This window comes from Bradyrhizobium sp. USDA 4011 (genome assembly GCF_054063415.1).
Genome location: NZ_JBSSGG010000001.1, coordinates 1,705,104 through 1,719,724, shown reverse-complemented (window position 1 = coordinate 1,719,724; position 14,621 = coordinate 1,705,104). Strand labels below are relative to the sequence as shown.

Sequence of the window (14,621 nt, the reverse complement as noted above, 5' to 3'; positions counted from 1 at the left end):
TCATGCTGTTCTTCGTCGCGCGCAGGCTCCTCTATCTGGTGCCGGTGCTGATCGCCGTCTCGGTCCTCACCTTCGTGATCGCGTCGCTGCTGCCGGGCGATCTCGCCTACGTGATCCTCGGTGACCAGGCGACGCCCGAAAACGTCGCGGCGCTGCGTCACGACATGGGGCTCGATCAGCCGATCTGGCTGCGCTATCTCGGCTGGCTGTGGCACATCCTGCAGGGCGATTTCGGACGGTCGTTCCGCACCGGGCAGACCGTGTGGCAGGCGGTCAGCGAGCGCGTGCCGGTCTCGTTCGAGCTGATGATCTTCGCCGAGCTGATCGGGCTTGCGATCGGCGTGCCGCTGGCGATCGCCTGCGCCGCCAAGGCGGGCTCCGCGTTCGACCGCTTCATGACCGGCTCGGCCTTCGGACTGCTGTCGGTGCCGACCTTCCTGTCCGCGATCCTGCTGATCTATTTGTTCGCAGTCGAGCTGCGCTGGCTGCCGGCGACCGGCTACGTGCCGTTCACCGAGGACCCGGTCGCCAATCTGCGCTTCATGGTGCTGCCGGCGTTGACGCTCGGGCTTGCGGAATGGCCGGGCATCATGCGCGTGCTGCGCTCCGACATGATCGCGGCGCTTCAGGAGGACTATATCGCGCTCGCCAAGGCCAAGGGCCTGAAGCCGTCGCGTATCCTGTTCGTGCATGCGCTGAAGCCGTCGTCGCTGACGCTCGTCACCATCACCGGCATCAATATCGGCCGCCTGATCGGCGGCGCCGTGATCGTCGAGACGATCTTCGCCTTGCCCGGGATCGGCCGTCTCCTGGTCGGCGCGATCTATACCCGCGACCTCATCATCCTGCAGGGCGTGGTGCTGCTGGTCGCGGCGGGCTTCGTGATCATGAACTTCATCGTCGACTTGCTTTACGCCGTGCTCGACCCGAGGATCCGCCATGGCCACGCTTGAGCTCAGCCTCGACGAGAGCAGCGCGCCGCCGATACGGCGCAGGCGCCGGCTCGGCATGCTGTTCTGGATCGCGATCGGCTGGACCGTCGTGGTATTTGCGGTCGCGATCCTTGCCGATCTGTTGCCGCTGCCGAGCCCGACCGACATGGACATGCTGGAGCGGCGGGCGCCGGTTTCGGCCGAGCACTGGCTCGGCACCGACGGCCTCGGCCGGGATGAATTGTCGCGGCTGATCTATGGCGCCCGCATCTCGCTGATCGTCGGCCTCTGCGCACCTATGATCGGTGTCACCATCGGCGGCGCGCTCGGCATCCTCGCCGGCTATTTCCGTGGCCGTTTCGAATCCTTCGTGGTCGGCGGCATGGACGTGCTGCTGGCATTCCCGCCGCTGATCCTGGCGCTTGCGGTCACCGCCTTTCTCGGCCAGTCGATCTTCAACCTGACCTGCATCCTCGGTGTGCTTGGCATTCCGGCCTTCATGCGGGTGGCGCGGGCGTCGACGCTGACGCTGGCACGGCGCGAATTCGTCATCGCGGCGCAGGCGCTCGGCGCCACGCATGCACGGATCCTGCTGCGCGAGCTGCTGCCCAATGTAATGCTGCCGTTGCTCGCCTTCTTCCTGCTCGGCGTCGCCGTCACCATCGTGGTCGAGGGCTCGCTGTCCTTCCTCGGCCTCGGCGTGCCGCCGCCGATCTCGAGCTGGGGCAGCATGATCGGGGAGGGGCGCGAAAGTCTCGATGTGGCGCCGCAGCTCGCCTTCATTCCGGCGATTGCGATGTTCCTGACCGTGCTCTCCTTCAACCTGATCGGCGACACCATCCGCGCGCTGACCGACCCGAGGCAAGGTGCGCTATGAGCGGTGCGCTGCTTTCGGTCGAGAACGCGGTGGTCGATCTGCCGACGCCGCGCGGCAATCTGCGGGCGGTCGATCATGTCGATCTCGCCGTCGGCGCCGGCAAGACGCTCGGCATTGTCGGAGAATCCGGCTGCGGCAAGACCATGCTGTCGCGGGCCGTCCTGCAACTGCTACCCAAGAAGGCCAAGCTGTCCGGCCGCGTGATGTTCGAAGGGCAGGATCTGACAAAGCTGCCGGCGGAGAAATTGCGCAAGCTACGCGGCCGCTCGCTCGCCGTCGTGTTCCAGGATCCCATGACCTCGCTCAATCCGGTGCTGACCATCGGCACCCAGCTGATCGAGACCATCCAGGAGCATCTCGAGCTCGATCTGGCCCAGGCCAGGCAGCGCAGTATCGAACTGCTGACGGGGGTCGGCATTCCCGCGCCCGAGCAGCGGCTGACGCAATATCCGCACCAGCTCTCCGGGGGCATGCGCCAGCGCGTTGCGATCGCTATCGCATTGTCCTGCGAACCGAAGCTCCTGATCGCGGACGAGCCGACCACCGCGCTCGATGTCACGATCCAGGCCCAGATACTCGATCTCCTGGCGCGTGAGCAGCAGCGCCGTCATATGGCGATGATCATCATCACGCATGACCTCGGCGTGGTCGCCGGCCGCACCGACGAGGTCGCGGTGATGTATGCGGGGCGCGTCGTCGAGCGCGCGCCGACGCCTGCCCTGTTCAAGCAGATGCGGATGCCCTACACCGAGGCGCTGCTCGCCGCGCTGCCGAAGCTCGACGTGCCGCCGCATACGCCGCTGCCGGCGATTTCGGGACGGCCGCCCGATCCAACCCGGCCGCTGAAGGGCTGCTCGTTCTCGCCGCGCTGCCGCTATTCGGCCGGGCGCTGCAGCACGGAGAAGCCGCAGCTCAGTCCGGCGGAGACATTAGAGCATCTCTATGCCTGCTTCCATCCGATCGCGGCGGGACGTGGCGCATGATGTTGCAGGCCGCATCCAATCCGCTGATGAAAGTGGAAAACCTCGTCGTCGAATATTCGGTGGGGGGCAAGACCATCCATGCCGTCTCCGATGTCAGCCTCGAGATCGCGCGCGGCGAGACGCTGGGGCTGGTCGGCGAATCCGGGTGCGGCAAGTCCACGCTCGGCCGCGCCGTGCTGCAATTGCGCCAGGCGGTCTCCGGCAAGGTGCTGTTCGACGGCCACGACCTCACCACCCTGAAGGGCGAGGCACTGCGCAAGATGCGCCGGCGCGTGCAGCTGATCTTTCAGGACCCGATCGCCTCGCTCAATCCGCGGCGGCGGATCGGCGACATCGTCGCCGAGCCGCTGGTGATCGCAGGCGTCAAGGATCACGAGGAACGCCGGCGGCGCGTCAGCGAGGCGCTGTCGGCGGTCGGGCTCGACCCCGCGCTGGTGAGCGGGCGCCTGCCGCACGAATTCTCCGGCGGACAATGCCAGCGCATCTGCATCGCCCGCTCGCTGGTGCTCAATCCGGAATTCGTGATCTGCGACGAACCGGTGTCCGCACTCGACGTCTCGATCCGTGCGCAGATCCTCAATCTGCTGGAGGAGATGAAGGCACGTTACGGTCTGACCCTGCTGTTCATCGCCCACGACCTCGCCGTGGTGAAGGCGGTTTCGGATCGCGTCGCGGTGATGTATCTCGGCCGGCTCTGCGAGGTTGCTCCATCGGAGCAGCTGTTTGCACAGCCGGCGCATCCTTATACCGCGCTGCTCATCGAAGCGATTCCGGTGCCCGATCCGGATGTCCGGCCGACCCAGAGCGTGCCGGTCGGCGAGCCGCCGTCGCCGATCGCGCCGCCGTCGGGCTGCCGCTTTCGCACCCGCTGTCCGCGGGCCGATGCGCGCTGTGCCGGCGAGATGCCGGAACTGCGTCTGGTTGCGCCCGGCCAGTTCGCGGCTTGCCATCATCCGCTGATCTGAATAGGCCTTCCCTTTGGAGCGGGCTGCATGGCGGCTTGCTCGAAAATGGGGTCGTGAGCGTTTGTCCCGGGCGGGCAGGCGTGGCAAGGTCCGGCTCAAGAACAAGCTTCGGGAGAACAGCGATGAAGAGTTTCCAGGTCGTCGATTTCAACGCCCCCTTGAAAGAGGTCGATCAGCCGACACCGCAACCGTCGGGTACGCAGGTGCTGATCAAGGTGAAGGCCGCCGGCGTCTGCCATAGCGATCTGCACATCTGGGAGGGCGGCTATGATCTCGGCCATGGCCGCAAGCCGCTGTCACTGAAGGACCGCGGCGTCTCGCTGCCGCGCACGATGGGCCATGAGACGGTCGGCGAGATCATCGCCTTCGGGCCGGATGTGAAGGACGCCGACAAAGGCGGCCTCAAGGTCGGCGATGTCGCGCTGGCCTATCCGTGGCTCGGCTGCGGCAAATGCCCGACCTGCCTCGGCGGCGACGAGAACATGTGCGCGATCAAGCCGAATGCGCTCGGCGTCTATTGCGACGGCGGCTATGCCGATCACATGACGGTGCCGCATCCGAAATACCTGCTCAACCTCAACGGGCTCGATCCAGTCACGGCCGCGCCTTACGCCTGCTCTGGAGTCACGACCTACAGTGCGCTGAAGAAGGTCGAGAAGGATCTCGACACGCCGATCGTGATCTTCGGCGCCGGCGGCCTCGGCCTGATGGCGCTCTCGCTGTTGAAAGCGATGGGCGGCAAGGGCGCGATCGTGGTCGATATCGACGCCAGGAAGCGCGAGGCGGCCGAGGCCGCCGGTGCACTCGCGACTGTCGACGGCAAGGCGCCCGACGCGCTGGAGCAGCTTATCAAGAAGGCGGGGCAGCCGATCCGCGCCGCGATCGACCTGGTCGGCAACGCCCAGACCGCGCAGCTCGGCTTCGACTGCCTGACCAAGGGCGGCAAGCTCGTGATGGTCGGCCTGTTCGGCGGTGGCGCACCCTGGGCGCTGCCGCTGATCCCGATCAAGGCGGTCACCATCCAGGGCAGCTATGTCGGCAATCTGCGCGAGACGCAGGAGCTGCTCGACCTGGTGCGGACCAAGAAGATTCCGGCGATCCCGGTCACGCCGATGCCGCTGGCGAAGGCGAACGAGGCGCTGACCAATCTGCAGAAGGGCCAGCTGGTCGGCCGCGCCGTGCTGACGCCGTAATCGTCATTGCGAGCGAAGCGAAGCAATCCACCCCTCCGCTTGCTGAGACATGGATTGCTTCGTCGCTTCGCTCCTCGCAATGAAGGTGGCTCTCTTTCCAGATGTCTTGAGGAATCCCATGTCCGCCAACGACGCACTCCACATCGCGGTTCTCGGTGGCGACGGCATCGGTCCCGAGGTGATGGCGCCGGCGCTCGAAGTGCTGCGCAAGATCGAGGCGTCGGCCGGCCTCAAATTCCGCTTCACCGCGGCGCCGGCCGGCGCGGGCCATTACAGGGAGACCGGCAAGTCGATGCCGGAGAGCACGATCCGGCTGTGCGAGGAGGCCGACGCGATCCTGCTCGGCGCCTGCGGCCTGCCGTCGGTGCGTTACCCCGACAACACCGAGATCGCGCCGCAGATCGAGTTGCGGATAATCTTCGATCTCTATGCCGGCGTGCGGCCCGCGCGATTGATCCCGGGCGTGCCGAGCACGATCGTCGGTGCCGATCAGAAGGGCATCGACCTCGTCGTGATCCGGGAATCGACCGAGGGCCTGTTCGCCTCGATGGGCAAGGGCGTCGTCACCGACGGCGAGGCGCGCGAGACCATGGTGATCACGCGCCGGACTTCCGAGCGGCTGTTCGAATTCTCGTTCCGGCTTGCCGAACGCCGCAAGGCGCGCCGCCGCGTCGGCGGCGGGCTGACCTGCGTCGACAAGGCGAACGTGTTCAAGGCGTTCGCTTTCTTCCGGAGCATCTTCGACGAGACCGCGAAGCGTCATCCTGGCGTCAGGGCTGACCATCTCTACATCGACGCGACGGCGGCTGCGCTGGTGAAGCGCCCCTGGGACTTCGACGTCATGGTGACCGAGAACATGTTCGGCGACATCCTGTCCGATCTCACCGCCGGCCTGATCGGCGGCATGGGCATGGCGCCGTCGGCCGATATCGGTGACCGCTACGCGGTGTTTCAGCCGTGTCATGGCACGGCGCCCGACATCATGGGGCAGGGCAAGGCCAACCCCACCGCGATGATCCTGTCGGCTGCGATGATGCTGGACTGGCTCGCCGACAAGCACGGTCTGCAGAGCGCCGCCGAAGCCGCCGAAAGCATCGAGCGCGCCGTCGACAGGGCCTACGCCGGCGGCATCAAGCCGTTCGAGTTCGGCGGCAGCAGCGGCACCGCCGATGTCGCGAAGGCCGTGCTGGCGGCGCTTTAGTGCCGACGACACCGAGCCCGCCTCGTTCCGCCGCGCCGGCTGACCGCAGCCGTTACGGCAGCAGCGTTGCGTCGCCGTCGAACGGGCCGGCGTACCAGGCGCTCCCGTCTTCGAGGACGCGAGCCAGGCCCTCGTCCGTCGTCTTGTAGACGAGCGGATCGGTCGGATAAGTCCTGACGTAGGGATTCCATCTCATCAGGATCTGCCGGATATGTCCGGGCACGCCGACCAACTCAAAGAGATGATCGCCCGAAGCGATCGCGTTCGCATAGGCCGCTTCGAGCAGCGCCTCGCTCACGTCTGCGTCATCCTGCTCCACCAGGATGTCGGCGAGCATCGACCGTCGCAAACCTGTTTCGCGGTCGACGGCATGCAGCATGACGGCATACCCCGCCAAGCGCTGGAATCGATGGCAGCAAAGCACGGCAACCGTCGAAGAGCTCCCAGGGAGCGTGAAGTGCCACCTGAGAGAGGCGGGACTTCGGTCGGCCAGCAACCGAGGGGCCTCGCGCAATTTGCGTCGCCACAGCGCTTCGAATTCGTCCCCGATGTCCTTCACATCGATTTCCGTTACTTTGCCGGTCAGACGGCCCCGTGGTCCGCGGCGGAGCGAATCCAAACGCATGGCCGACGCGGCAAGGAAAGCTCCGACAGACTCCACTCCGCTCCCGACGTCGAACTTCGCTGCGAGCACCCGCGCGAACTGATGGACATCCAGGATCCAGAACAAAATCTTGTCGTAGTCGGGGTCAGGTAACGACTTCGCATGAAGGGCTTTTGATTGATTGACCACGGATGCGGTCGAGTGGGTGATGACAAGGAGATCGACATCGCGCTGCCGAAAGAACGACGCCAGCAGGCCGATGCAGCGGGTGCGGTACGCCGGGTCGATCACCAAGCCAGCGGCTGTCGCGGCGAATATCGCTCGGCCTTCGAGCTGGTAGAGCACGGGAATGTTTCCCTGATACCCGACAATTCCCTGCGCGGTCTCAAGCACCCACCCCATGCTGGTCCGTGATTTGGCGGCGGCCATCGCGGGATTTTGCCGCCAGAGTCGATCCCAGTTCTCCGGGCTGTCTTTCGCAAGTCCACCGCGTTCCTTCAGCCTCGCGACGCTTTCGAAATCCGCGAACCGGACCTCCCGCTGCTTCGCCGGCGCCAACGCGCTTCCGAAGAGCGGCGCCACTTCGGCTTGAGTGGACGCGGCACGCCGCCGGCTTTTCAGGAGTCGGAGCAGGATGTCGGCGGTATAATTCTTGGAGCGCGTCTGAACTTGCGCCGGCGCACGGATCCCCGCCATGAAACCCTCCCTAGCCGAATGGCGGCGACGACCCGCTCGCCCCGTTTCGCCACCGAGGCTGCGTCAATTGCTCCGACACGAACCGGCACAGAGGCCCGATCAGCGTCATCTGTTCTGGATCGAGGTTCTCGAAATCGATCTCCCTGTCGAAGTGCTCGCCCGCGGCCATCATCATCTCGACGAAGGCCAGCGAATCGAGCGCCCCGGACAGCAGCAGGTCGTAGTCGTCGGGGAGATCGCGCAGCGGACGTTGTCCGCGGTCCTGGAGCTTCTGGTTGAGGAAGGCTCCGAAGAACGCGCGGACGTCGTCGGTGGTCGGACCGCTCATTGACTGTCTCTCAAAACCGCCGGCATGGCCTTGCGGTCGTATTTTCCGTTGGCGTTGCGTGGCAGTCGGCTGCGGACGTGCCATCGTCTCGGGACCATGTAGTCCGGCAGCCGGGCGGCGACCGCAGCGCGAAGCCGGTCGAGATCAACCGGGCCGCCTTCGATGAGCACTTCGATGCCGCCAAAGCCGCTCGATGTGATGGGCCAGCCGATCGCCACGACGCCGTCGACGCCCGAGGCCTCGCGCACCACGGCCTCGACCTCGCCGAGCTCCACCCTGTGGCCGAGAATCTTCACCTGCGAGTCCATGCGGCCGAGATGGGTCAGGGGACCATCGCCGGCGGGCCGGCGCACGCGGTCGCCGGTGCGGTAGAACACTTCCCGCCGTCCGGGCGGGACGACGAAGGCCGCGGCGGTCTTCTCGGGATCTTTCCAGTAGCCGAGCGACATCTGCGGACCGCTCATCAGCAGTTCGCCGTCCGCGCCCGGGCCGACCTCGTTCAGGTGCTCGTCGACCACGAGCACGTCCATTCCCGGGAATGGCGCGCCGATCGGCACGATGCCCATCTCCGCTACGGCCGGCGTCCGCTTCGGATCCCAACGGTAGCCGGTGCACGCGATGGTCAGCTCGGTCGGTCCGTAGAGGTTTTCGACAACGCTGTTCGGCGCGGCCATCGCCCAGGCCGCGACGCAGCTGACGGGCAGCGGTTCGCCACAGAACAGGCTCAGCCTGAGCGAGGGAAACCCTCCTGGTTTCAGCAGGCCGCCCTCCTTCATCAGCGCGACCATCGAGGGCACCGAGAACCAGACCGTCAGTCTCTGGTCGCGGATGAACCGCCCCGGGTTGATCAGCGTCTTCTGCGAGGGACAGCACACGCAGGCGCCGCGTTCCCATGCCACGAACATGTCGGATGCCGACAGGTCGAACGTCATGTCGAACGTCTGCGAGACGGTGTCCAGCTCCGTGATGGCGAAGCGCTCCGCGGCATGGTCGACGTAGGCTGCGACGTTGCGGTGCGCGACCATCACCCCCTTCGGAACCCCGGTGCTGCCGGAGGTGAACAGCAGATAGGCGATCGCGTCCTCGCGCGCGTCCGGCTCGCGCCAGTCGCCGTATCCTTCGAGATCGGCAGCTCCGACGATGATGTGCAAGGGCCATCGTTTGCGATAGGGGCGCGGGTCCTCGAGACAGGGCGCGATCAGGAGCAGCGGTTCGTTCACGTCCGCCACGAGCGCGTCCATTTGCGGCAAGGATTCCGCGTCGACGATGATCGATCGGCACTCCGAGCGGACGAGCATCGACCTGGTGCGCTCGACCGGGAAGCTGCGGTTCAGCGGCACGTAGCCGTTTCCGGCCAGAAGCGATCCGAGCACGCCGGCGAATGCCGTCGCGCTGCGATGCGCGAACACGGCGGTCAGCGGCATCGACGACCCTTCACGATGCGCCTGGATGCAGGCCGCGATGCGGACGGCGACCTCGCGAAGCTGTCGATACGACAGCGACGTGCCCTGCGCCACGACGGCGGGACGGTCGGGAAACAGTTTCGCCGAACACAGGAAGCCCGTCCACAATCCCCGCCGTGATCCGTCCGCGCGCAACTCCATCGAACGATCGCCTAGACTAGCCTGCGAGGCCCTGACGCGCCGGATCGCGAAGCGCTGATGAGTTCAGACGCCGGGCCTTCGTCAGCGCCTGCCCGAAGACCTCGCCCGTATGGACCAGTTCCTCGCGGGTGGGGTGGAATGTCCAGGATGAACGTCCCGTAGCCGGCCGCGGCGTAGCGCGCGAGTTCGTCGGAGACGACCCCGTAGTCACCAACCAGATACGGGCAGAAGGTCTTATAGTTTTCGAACGGCACCAGCCAATATGGCGTGTCCTGGGTGACGGCCGTCTCGGCCGCGAGATCGGACATCTGCTTGTGCCACGCCGAATCCGAGACCTTCATGGCCAACTTGTGCGCCAGTTGCCCCTTCTTGTCGGTCGGGAAGCGTTCGTGCGCGACCCGCCAGGCCTCTTCGGCGTTCGCGCGGGCGATGATGCCGACGCGCACGCCCGAGCCTGTGCAGTCGGCGTCCGCCTGCCTGTACTCTGCGGCCGGCTTGGGATATTTCACCGGCGTGGCGCCCAGCGCCTTGGCGGCCGCGAGCCCGGCTTCCGAGGAGCCGGACACGAATATGCCGGGCAGCAATTCCCGCGGCAGCGGTGGGGTCATCCGCAGATTGCGGACGGCATGGAATTGCCCTTCGAGCGTCACCGGTTCGGCGTTCTCCAGTAGCAGCTTGATGATGCCGGTGTATTCGACGAGCCTCGCGTAGCGCTTGTCGTGCGCCGTCGCATCACCGAGCGCCGCAAGCTCGGTCGTGTAGCCGCCTGCGACCATGTTCAGATAGAGCCGGCGTCCGTACATATGCGCGAGCGAACTCACCATCTTGGCGACGCTGTACGGATGCATGTAGACCGGCTGCACCGCCACCAGCGGACAGAGTTCCCTCGTGCTCTGCAAGATGATCTGCGAGACGAGCCAGGGGTCGACCAGGGAATTCTCCGTGTAGACCAGGATTCCTTTGCACCCCGCCTCTTCGCTCCAGCGGGCGACGGCCTGCACCCGTTCGACATAGTCCGCAGCCGGCACCGCGCCGGATTGCGGGCACGTGCTGAAGACGTCGAACCGAATGTCGGAAAACGTATCCATCATCCACCTCCATCCAAAAGCGTCGAAACGCCGTGGCTGGTGGAGAACCCGATCATGGTAACAGATGCGTTCGTAAGCTCCCCCGACGCAAAGGTGGTACTCCGTCAAGTGATGGGAACGAATGCCCGGCCGACTATTCGGAGGCGGCGCACTGCACCTTTGCGGATCTTGATTTCCGCGGCCTCTCTGCAACGATGCTGCGGCACGATTTTCCCTTGAGCGCGATCCGTCCAGGGGGTGTTGAATGGCGAAAGTAATCGGCATCAGTGGATTCGAGAGCTCGATCCCCTTCAAGAAGAAGCACTGGCCGGGCCTGGAGGAGCGAGAATATCGGATCTCGCAGGGCCACGATTCCGCTGCGGTGCTGGTGGTCGACGGCAGGATCGTCGCCGGTGCCGCCGAAGAGCGCTTCAACCGCAAGAAACACACCGGTGATTTCCCGATCGGCGCTATCAGCTACTGCCTGCAGGCCGCCGGCTTGAAGCTATCCGACATCGACGTGATCTCTCACGGCTTCGACTACGCGCCTTACAAGGCCGCGTTCATGCTGGATCCGACCTCCGCCCAGCAATACAGGGAGGTCTTCTCACGCGAAAAACTGCTCTCGCAAGTGGATGCGCACCTGCCCGGATTTCCGTCCGGCAAGGTCCACCACGTCAACCATCATCTGTCCCACGCCGCCAGCGCCTACTATACCTCCGGTTGGGACGAATGCCTGGTGGTGGTCCTCGACGGCATGGGCGAGGTCCACGCCGTCACCGTCTATCACGCGCACGACAACGCGATCGACAAGCTCGCGGAAATCACCGCCCTGGATTCGATCGGCATCCTCTATTCCACGCTGACGCTGCATCTCGGCTTCGATTTCAACTCCGACGAATACAAGATCATGGGCCTTGCTCCCTACGGCGATCCTTCCCGCCATCGTGCTTTTTTCGAGCGGACCGTCGAACTGCGCGACGACGGGCTGATCAGGATTCCTCTGCTCCGCCTCAATACCGAGCGCCGCGATCGCGAAACCTACGGCGCGACGCGACGCCATCTCAGCGAGTATCTGATCCCGGCACGCGCGCCCGAAGGCGACGTCACCGACGATCATCGCGACGTCGCCGCGGCGCTGCAGGAATGCCTCGACAGCGTCATGCTCCACATCTGCGGTCATTTCGGCCGCAGCACCGGCCTGCGCAGGCTCGCGATGGCGGGCGGCGTCGCGCTCAACTGCACCGCCAACGGCCGCCTGCTGCAGTCCGGCCTGTTCGACGAGATCTACGTCCAGCCGGCCGCCGGCGACGATGGGTCCGCGCTCGGCGCCGCGCTCTGGTCGGCATCGCGCGACGGTGGTGTGAAGAACGTCCGGATGCCGGTGCCCTTCCTCGGCCCCGCACATGCGCAGACCGAGATCGACAAGGCCCTGGCCGACACCGCCGGCCGCATCGAGATCACGCGCTTTCCGGATCTCGACGAGACCTGCGCGGCGGCGGCGAGGCTCATCGCGGCCGGACGCGTGCTCGGCTGGTACCGCGGGCGCATGGAGTTCGGCCCCCGCGCCCTCGGACACCGCAGCATCCTGGCCGATCCCGGTCATCCGGAGATGCGTGACCGCATCAACGCGATGGTCAAGATGCGCGAAGCCTTCCGCCCGTTCGCGCCGGCGGTGAGCCTCGAACAGGTGCATGACTGGTTCGAGGTGCCGAAGGGGTTCGAGCTTCCCTACATGATCATGACCGCCGACGTGCGTCCCGAGCACCGCGCCGCGCTGCCGGCGATCACGCATGTCAACGGCTCGGCCCGCGTGCAGACGGTCGGCGTCAGGGACAATCCCGAATTCCACGCGTTGCTGCGGGCGGTCGGCCGGGCGACCGGCCGAGAAATGGTGCTGAACACGAGCTTCAACGTGAAGGGGCAGCCGATCGTCAACACCCCGCGCGAAGCCATCGACACCTTCCTCGGCACCGGCATCGAGTATCTCTTCCTCGAGAACGTGCTGGTCCGCCGCGCCGGAAAGATGTAGCCGGCCTTTGGCCGGAAAGGTGAGGGGGCCGAAGCCCCCTCGCTGATGACTAGCGCCGGTGTCCGCCGTGATGGCCGCCGCCGTGATGTCCGCCGTGATGACGGTGCCCGTGATGATGATGGCGGGGGTGGAAGTGCGGACGATGATGCCATCCGTGATGGCGCGGTCCGTAGCCGTAGCCCGGTTGCCAATAGCAGCGGCCCCAGCGATCGCAGACCTGGCGCACCTTGTCGACATTGGACGTTTCGCCTGCGATGTGGCTGGCCTGCGGAAGCCCGTTCGGCATCGCCGATGCCGCACCGGACATCAACGCTGCGCTTCCGAGCGCGGCCAGTCCAATAACGGCAAGCTTGATATTCATTGAGATCTCCTTGGTTGAAGCCTGAAAACGTCCGTGTGGCCGCTTCGTTGCTGCGACAAAAAAGCCAGGCGCGTGCACTTGGTTCTGGCGACGCCGGTTCAACGCAGCAAATGCGGGAGTTGTGAGGTCGCTTCGTGCGCGGGCGACAATTGGCCGCGCGACAGAATGGCGACGGATCGCGCTCGCATGCGCTGCATGAGATGCGCAGCCGGAGCGCGAACTGGAACGGCCGGCGCACATGCGCAGCCGGGCGCCTGGATCACGAAGCCTTGAGAGCCTGCCGCCATCAAAGAAAAAGCGCTGCCATCGCCGATGGCAGCGCTTCGATATCTTCGCCTCGATATCTTCCTGGCCCCGACCGGCGCGTGGCGATCCCAATGACCGGTCGCGGCCGATCCGCTCGCCCTGGTCGATCGCGTTCGCGGTCTCGCGATCGTACCTGTGCTGCCGTTCAGTCTTCGTTGGCGGCGATCGATTCCATCAGCGACACCAGTTGGCGCTGCACGGTCTGATCCTTGATCTTGCTGTAGGCGCGCAGCAACCGAAGGCTGAACGCGCTGTCGAGGAACAGCAGGCTCTCGACTTCGCGGGCCTTGTTGTCGCCGTCGTAGAAGAAGGTCACCGGCACGTCCAGCGCGCTCGCGATCTGCTGAAGGCGGGCGGCGCCGACACGGTTGACGCCCTTCTCGTACTTCTGAACCTGCTGGAAGCTGACGCCCAGCTTGTCGCCGAGTTCCGCCTGCGAGATCTTCTGCTCGACACGGCGCAGACGAATCCGCTTGCCCAACTCAATGTCCGGCTTGCCGGCGCTGCGCTGCTTCATCTTCTTTGCTGCTGATCTGTTCATTCTTGTGACCCGTCCTTCAAATCGAGAATCCCTGGCCCGGTCGGGTCAGGGACACGTTCATGATGTACCGCGTTAAGCCCGAGTGGATCGTCAGTTCGTCCGAACGACGAAATCCAAGAAGATCGCGGGATGGTATCCAAACGCACATGCGGATTGGAAGCACCCAAGTACCGAATCGGTCGACTACCTGTAGTCGACCGCACCAAGGTGTCTGTCGACACCCCGCCCTCTACATTTGGCAAAATATTGACCAAACCACAACTAGCGCGAGTTTGATCGACACAGATTTTGCGCTCATGCTTACTGGGCGGCATTGCACTGCTCCCGTAGTTCTACGGGCAGCCAATATTGTACGAGCGTCTTAGAATTGATGCAACCCCAGCTAGTGCATCCTGAGGTCGCGGCGAGGGTCTGTGGTTGCTTGACTGAATCGCTGCGAGAACGAAAAGTTTGACGTAAGTCCAAGTCAGGCTTTCGGAATGTTGCTGGACAATTGCCTAAAAGTTCTGAATCATCGGGAACAATTGTGCGCCTACGGAAAGCCGGCGAACTCTGGCAGGAGAGGCCAAATGAAGCGGAAGAGGGGTACACCTCGACTCTACCTCGCGGCTTCGGGAGTGGAAGATATGCCGGTCGCAAATACGGAAGAACGGTTGCTGGCGCTGCTGGCAACCCTGGAAGAATGTCAGGCATTTCTGACTGACCGGGCGAACACGGAGACGGCCCGGCTGTTGTCCCTTGCCATCCTCGAGCTTCGGATGGAGCTGCACAAGGTGACGGATTCCGAGTTGAAGGCGCTGTGCGACATGATCGCGTCGGACGAGCCGGTGCAGGAACCGGTGACCAGGCAGTTGCCGCCGTATCTGCGGCTGATCAAGTAGGCCGGCGCCCCGCGCCATACGCGGGACGCCGGCGGCCCTGTGCCGCCTGG

14 protein-coding genes are annotated in these 14,621 nt (G+C 65.0%); 8 read left to right on the top strand and 6 right to left on the bottom strand.

Going from position 1 to position 14,621, the window contains the following annotated elements; genetic code table 11:
* Positions 1 to 2 precede the first annotated feature (2 nt).
* The 6 genes from ACVW1C_RS07980 to ACVW1C_RS07955 all read left to right on the top strand — a co-directional run bounded on the left by ACVW1C_RS07980 (position 3) and on the right by ACVW1C_RS07955 (position 6,151).
* Complete coding sequence (locus ACVW1C_RS07980; protein ID WP_173641546.1) at positions 3 to 953, top strand: ABC transporter permease; 951 nt, start codon at positions 3 to 5, stop codon at positions 951 to 953.
* The gene (locus ACVW1C_RS07975; RefSeq protein WP_456757940.1) at positions 940 to 1,809 is read left to right on the top strand and encodes an ABC transporter permease; all 870 of its coding nucleotides are present in this window, start codon (positions 940 to 942) and stop codon (positions 1,807 to 1,809) included. The genes ACVW1C_RS07980 and ACVW1C_RS07975 overlap by 14 nt, the downstream gene beginning before the upstream one ends.
* Positions 1,806 to 2,792: an ABC transporter ATP-binding protein gene (locus ACVW1C_RS07970; RefSeq protein WP_456757939.1), complete on the top strand. Its 987-nt coding sequence runs from the start codon at positions 1,806 to 1,808 to the stop codon at positions 2,790 to 2,792. Before ACVW1C_RS07975 ends, ACVW1C_RS07970 begins: the two co-directional genes overlap by 4 nt.
* On the top strand, positions 2,789 to 3,757 hold the full coding sequence (locus tag ACVW1C_RS07965; RefSeq protein ID WP_456757938.1) for an ABC transporter ATP-binding protein: 969 nt from the start codon (positions 2,789 to 2,791) through the stop codon (positions 3,755 to 3,757). The genes ACVW1C_RS07970 and ACVW1C_RS07965 overlap by 4 nt, the downstream gene beginning before the upstream one ends.
* 122 nt (positions 3,758 to 3,879) lie before the next feature.
* Positions 3,880 to 4,950: an alcohol dehydrogenase gene (locus tag ACVW1C_RS07960; protein ID WP_456757937.1), complete on the top strand. Its 1,071-nt coding sequence runs from the start codon at positions 3,880 to 3,882 to the stop codon at positions 4,948 to 4,950.
* Positions 4,951 to 5,068: 118 nt separating this feature from the next.
* Positions 5,069 to 6,151 carry an isocitrate/isopropylmalate dehydrogenase family protein gene (locus ACVW1C_RS07955; RefSeq protein ID WP_456757936.1) on the top strand — a complete coding sequence of 361 codons (1,083 nt, stop codon included), beginning with the start codon at positions 5,069 to 5,071 and terminating at the stop codon, positions 6,149 to 6,151.
* 52 nt (positions 6,152 to 6,203) lie between these two features.
* On the opposite strand, the gene ACVW1C_RS07950 is transcribed toward ACVW1C_RS07955, so the two are convergent.
* From ACVW1C_RS07950 to ACVW1C_RS07935, 4 genes are read right to left on the bottom strand one after another with little or no spacing between them, the layout of a single operon-like run.
* Positions 6,204 to 7,451: a hypothetical protein gene (locus ACVW1C_RS07950; protein ID WP_456757935.1), complete on the bottom strand. Its 1,248-nt coding sequence runs from the start codon at positions 7,449 to 7,451 to the stop codon at positions 6,204 to 6,206.
* A gap of 10 nt (positions 7,452 to 7,461) precedes the next feature.
* The gene (locus ACVW1C_RS07945; protein WP_456757934.1) at positions 7,462 to 7,779 is read right to left on the bottom strand and encodes a hypothetical protein; all 318 of its coding nucleotides are present in this window, start codon (positions 7,777 to 7,779) and stop codon (positions 7,462 to 7,464) included.
* Positions 7,776 to 9,383 carry an amino acid adenylation domain-containing protein gene (locus ACVW1C_RS07940; protein WP_456757933.1) on the bottom strand — a complete coding sequence of 536 codons (1,608 nt, stop codon included), beginning with the start codon at positions 9,381 to 9,383 and terminating at the stop codon, positions 7,776 to 7,778. Before ACVW1C_RS07940 ends, ACVW1C_RS07945 begins: the two co-directional genes overlap by 4 nt.
* Before the next feature lie 11 nt (positions 9,384 to 9,394).
* Positions 9,395 to 10,471, bottom strand: a complete 1,077-nt coding sequence (locus tag ACVW1C_RS07935; protein WP_456757932.1) for an LLM class flavin-dependent oxidoreductase — start codon at positions 10,469 to 10,471, stop codon at positions 9,395 to 9,397.
* A 244-nt stretch (positions 10,472 to 10,715) separates the two neighbouring features.
* Here ACVW1C_RS07935 and ACVW1C_RS07930 point away from each other — a divergent pair, with 244 nt between their 5' ends.
* On the top strand, positions 10,716 to 12,482 hold the full coding sequence (locus tag ACVW1C_RS07930; protein ID WP_456757931.1) for a carbamoyltransferase family protein: 1,767 nt from the start codon (positions 10,716 to 10,718) through the stop codon (positions 12,480 to 12,482).
* A gap of 49 nt (positions 12,483 to 12,531) precedes the next feature.
* On the opposite strand, the gene ACVW1C_RS07925 is transcribed toward ACVW1C_RS07930, so the two are convergent.
* Both ACVW1C_RS07925 and ACVW1C_RS07920 read right to left on the bottom strand, forming a co-directional pair.
* Positions 12,532 to 12,843 (bottom strand): hypothetical protein, encoded by a 312-nt coding sequence (locus ACVW1C_RS07925; protein WP_456757930.1) that lies wholly within the window; start codon positions 12,841 to 12,843, stop codon positions 12,532 to 12,534.
* A 451-nt stretch (positions 12,844 to 13,294) separates the two neighbouring features.
* The gene (locus tag ACVW1C_RS07920; RefSeq protein WP_094194089.1) at positions 13,295 to 13,690 is read right to left on the bottom strand and encodes a helix-turn-helix domain-containing protein; all 396 of its coding nucleotides are present in this window, start codon (positions 13,688 to 13,690) and stop codon (positions 13,295 to 13,297) included.
* Positions 13,691 to 14,316: 626 nt separating this feature from the next.
* Here ACVW1C_RS07920 and ACVW1C_RS07915 point away from each other — a divergent pair.
* Positions 14,317 to 14,571, top strand: a complete 255-nt coding sequence (locus ACVW1C_RS07915) for a hypothetical protein (RefSeq protein WP_456757929.1) — start codon at positions 14,317 to 14,319, stop codon at positions 14,569 to 14,571.
* Positions 14,572 to 14,621: the final 50 nt, after the last annotated feature.

What these genes read in the sequence shown, in the direction of transcription:
- ACVW1C_RS07980 (WP_173641546.1), top strand. Translation starts at nt 3, where the DNA reads ATGCTGTTCTTCGTCGCGCGCAGGCTCCTCTATCTGGTGCCGGTGCTG.
- ACVW1C_RS07975 (WP_456757940.1), top strand. Translation starts at nt 940, where the DNA reads ATGGCCACGCTTGAGCTCAGCCTCGACGAGAGCAGCGCGCCGCCGATA.
- ACVW1C_RS07970 (WP_456757939.1), top strand. Translation starts at nt 1,806, where the DNA reads ATGAGCGGTGCGCTGCTTTCGGTCGAGAACGCGGTGGTCGATCTGCCG.
- ACVW1C_RS07965 (WP_456757938.1), top strand. Translation starts at nt 2,789, where the DNA reads ATGATGTTGCAGGCCGCATCCAATCCGCTGATGAAAGTGGAAAACCTC.
- ACVW1C_RS07960 (WP_456757937.1), top strand. Translation starts at nt 3,880, where the DNA reads ATGAAGAGTTTCCAGGTCGTCGATTTCAACGCCCCCTTGAAAGAGGTC.
- ACVW1C_RS07955 (WP_456757936.1), top strand. Translation starts at nt 5,069, where the DNA reads ATGTCCGCCAACGACGCACTCCACATCGCGGTTCTCGGTGGCGACGGC.
- ACVW1C_RS07950 (WP_456757935.1), bottom strand. Translation starts at nt 7,451, where the DNA reads ATGGCGGGGATCCGTGCGCCGGCGCAAGTTCAGACGCGCTCCAAGAAT.
- ACVW1C_RS07945 (WP_456757934.1), bottom strand. Translation starts at nt 7,779, where the DNA reads ATGAGCGGTCCGACCACCGACGACGTCCGCGCGTTCTTCGGAGCCTTC.
- ACVW1C_RS07940 (WP_456757933.1), bottom strand. Translation starts at nt 9,383, where the DNA reads ATGGAGTTGCGCGCGGACGGATCACGGCGGGGATTGTGGACGGGCTTC.
- ACVW1C_RS07935 (WP_456757932.1), bottom strand. Translation starts at nt 10,471, where the DNA reads ATGGATACGTTTTCCGACATTCGGTTCGACGTCTTCAGCACGTGCCCG.
- ACVW1C_RS07930 (WP_456757931.1), top strand. Translation starts at nt 10,716, where the DNA reads ATGGCGAAAGTAATCGGCATCAGTGGATTCGAGAGCTCGATCCCCTTC.
- ACVW1C_RS07925 (WP_456757930.1), bottom strand. Translation starts at nt 12,843, where the DNA reads ATGAATATCAAGCTTGCCGTTATTGGACTGGCCGCGCTCGGAAGCGCA.
- ACVW1C_RS07920 (WP_094194089.1), bottom strand. Translation starts at nt 13,690, where the DNA reads ATGAACAGATCAGCAGCAAAGAAGATGAAGCAGCGCAGCGCCGGCAAG.
- ACVW1C_RS07915 (WP_456757929.1), top strand. Translation starts at nt 14,317, where the DNA reads ATGCCGGTCGCAAATACGGAAGAACGGTTGCTGGCGCTGCTGGCAACC.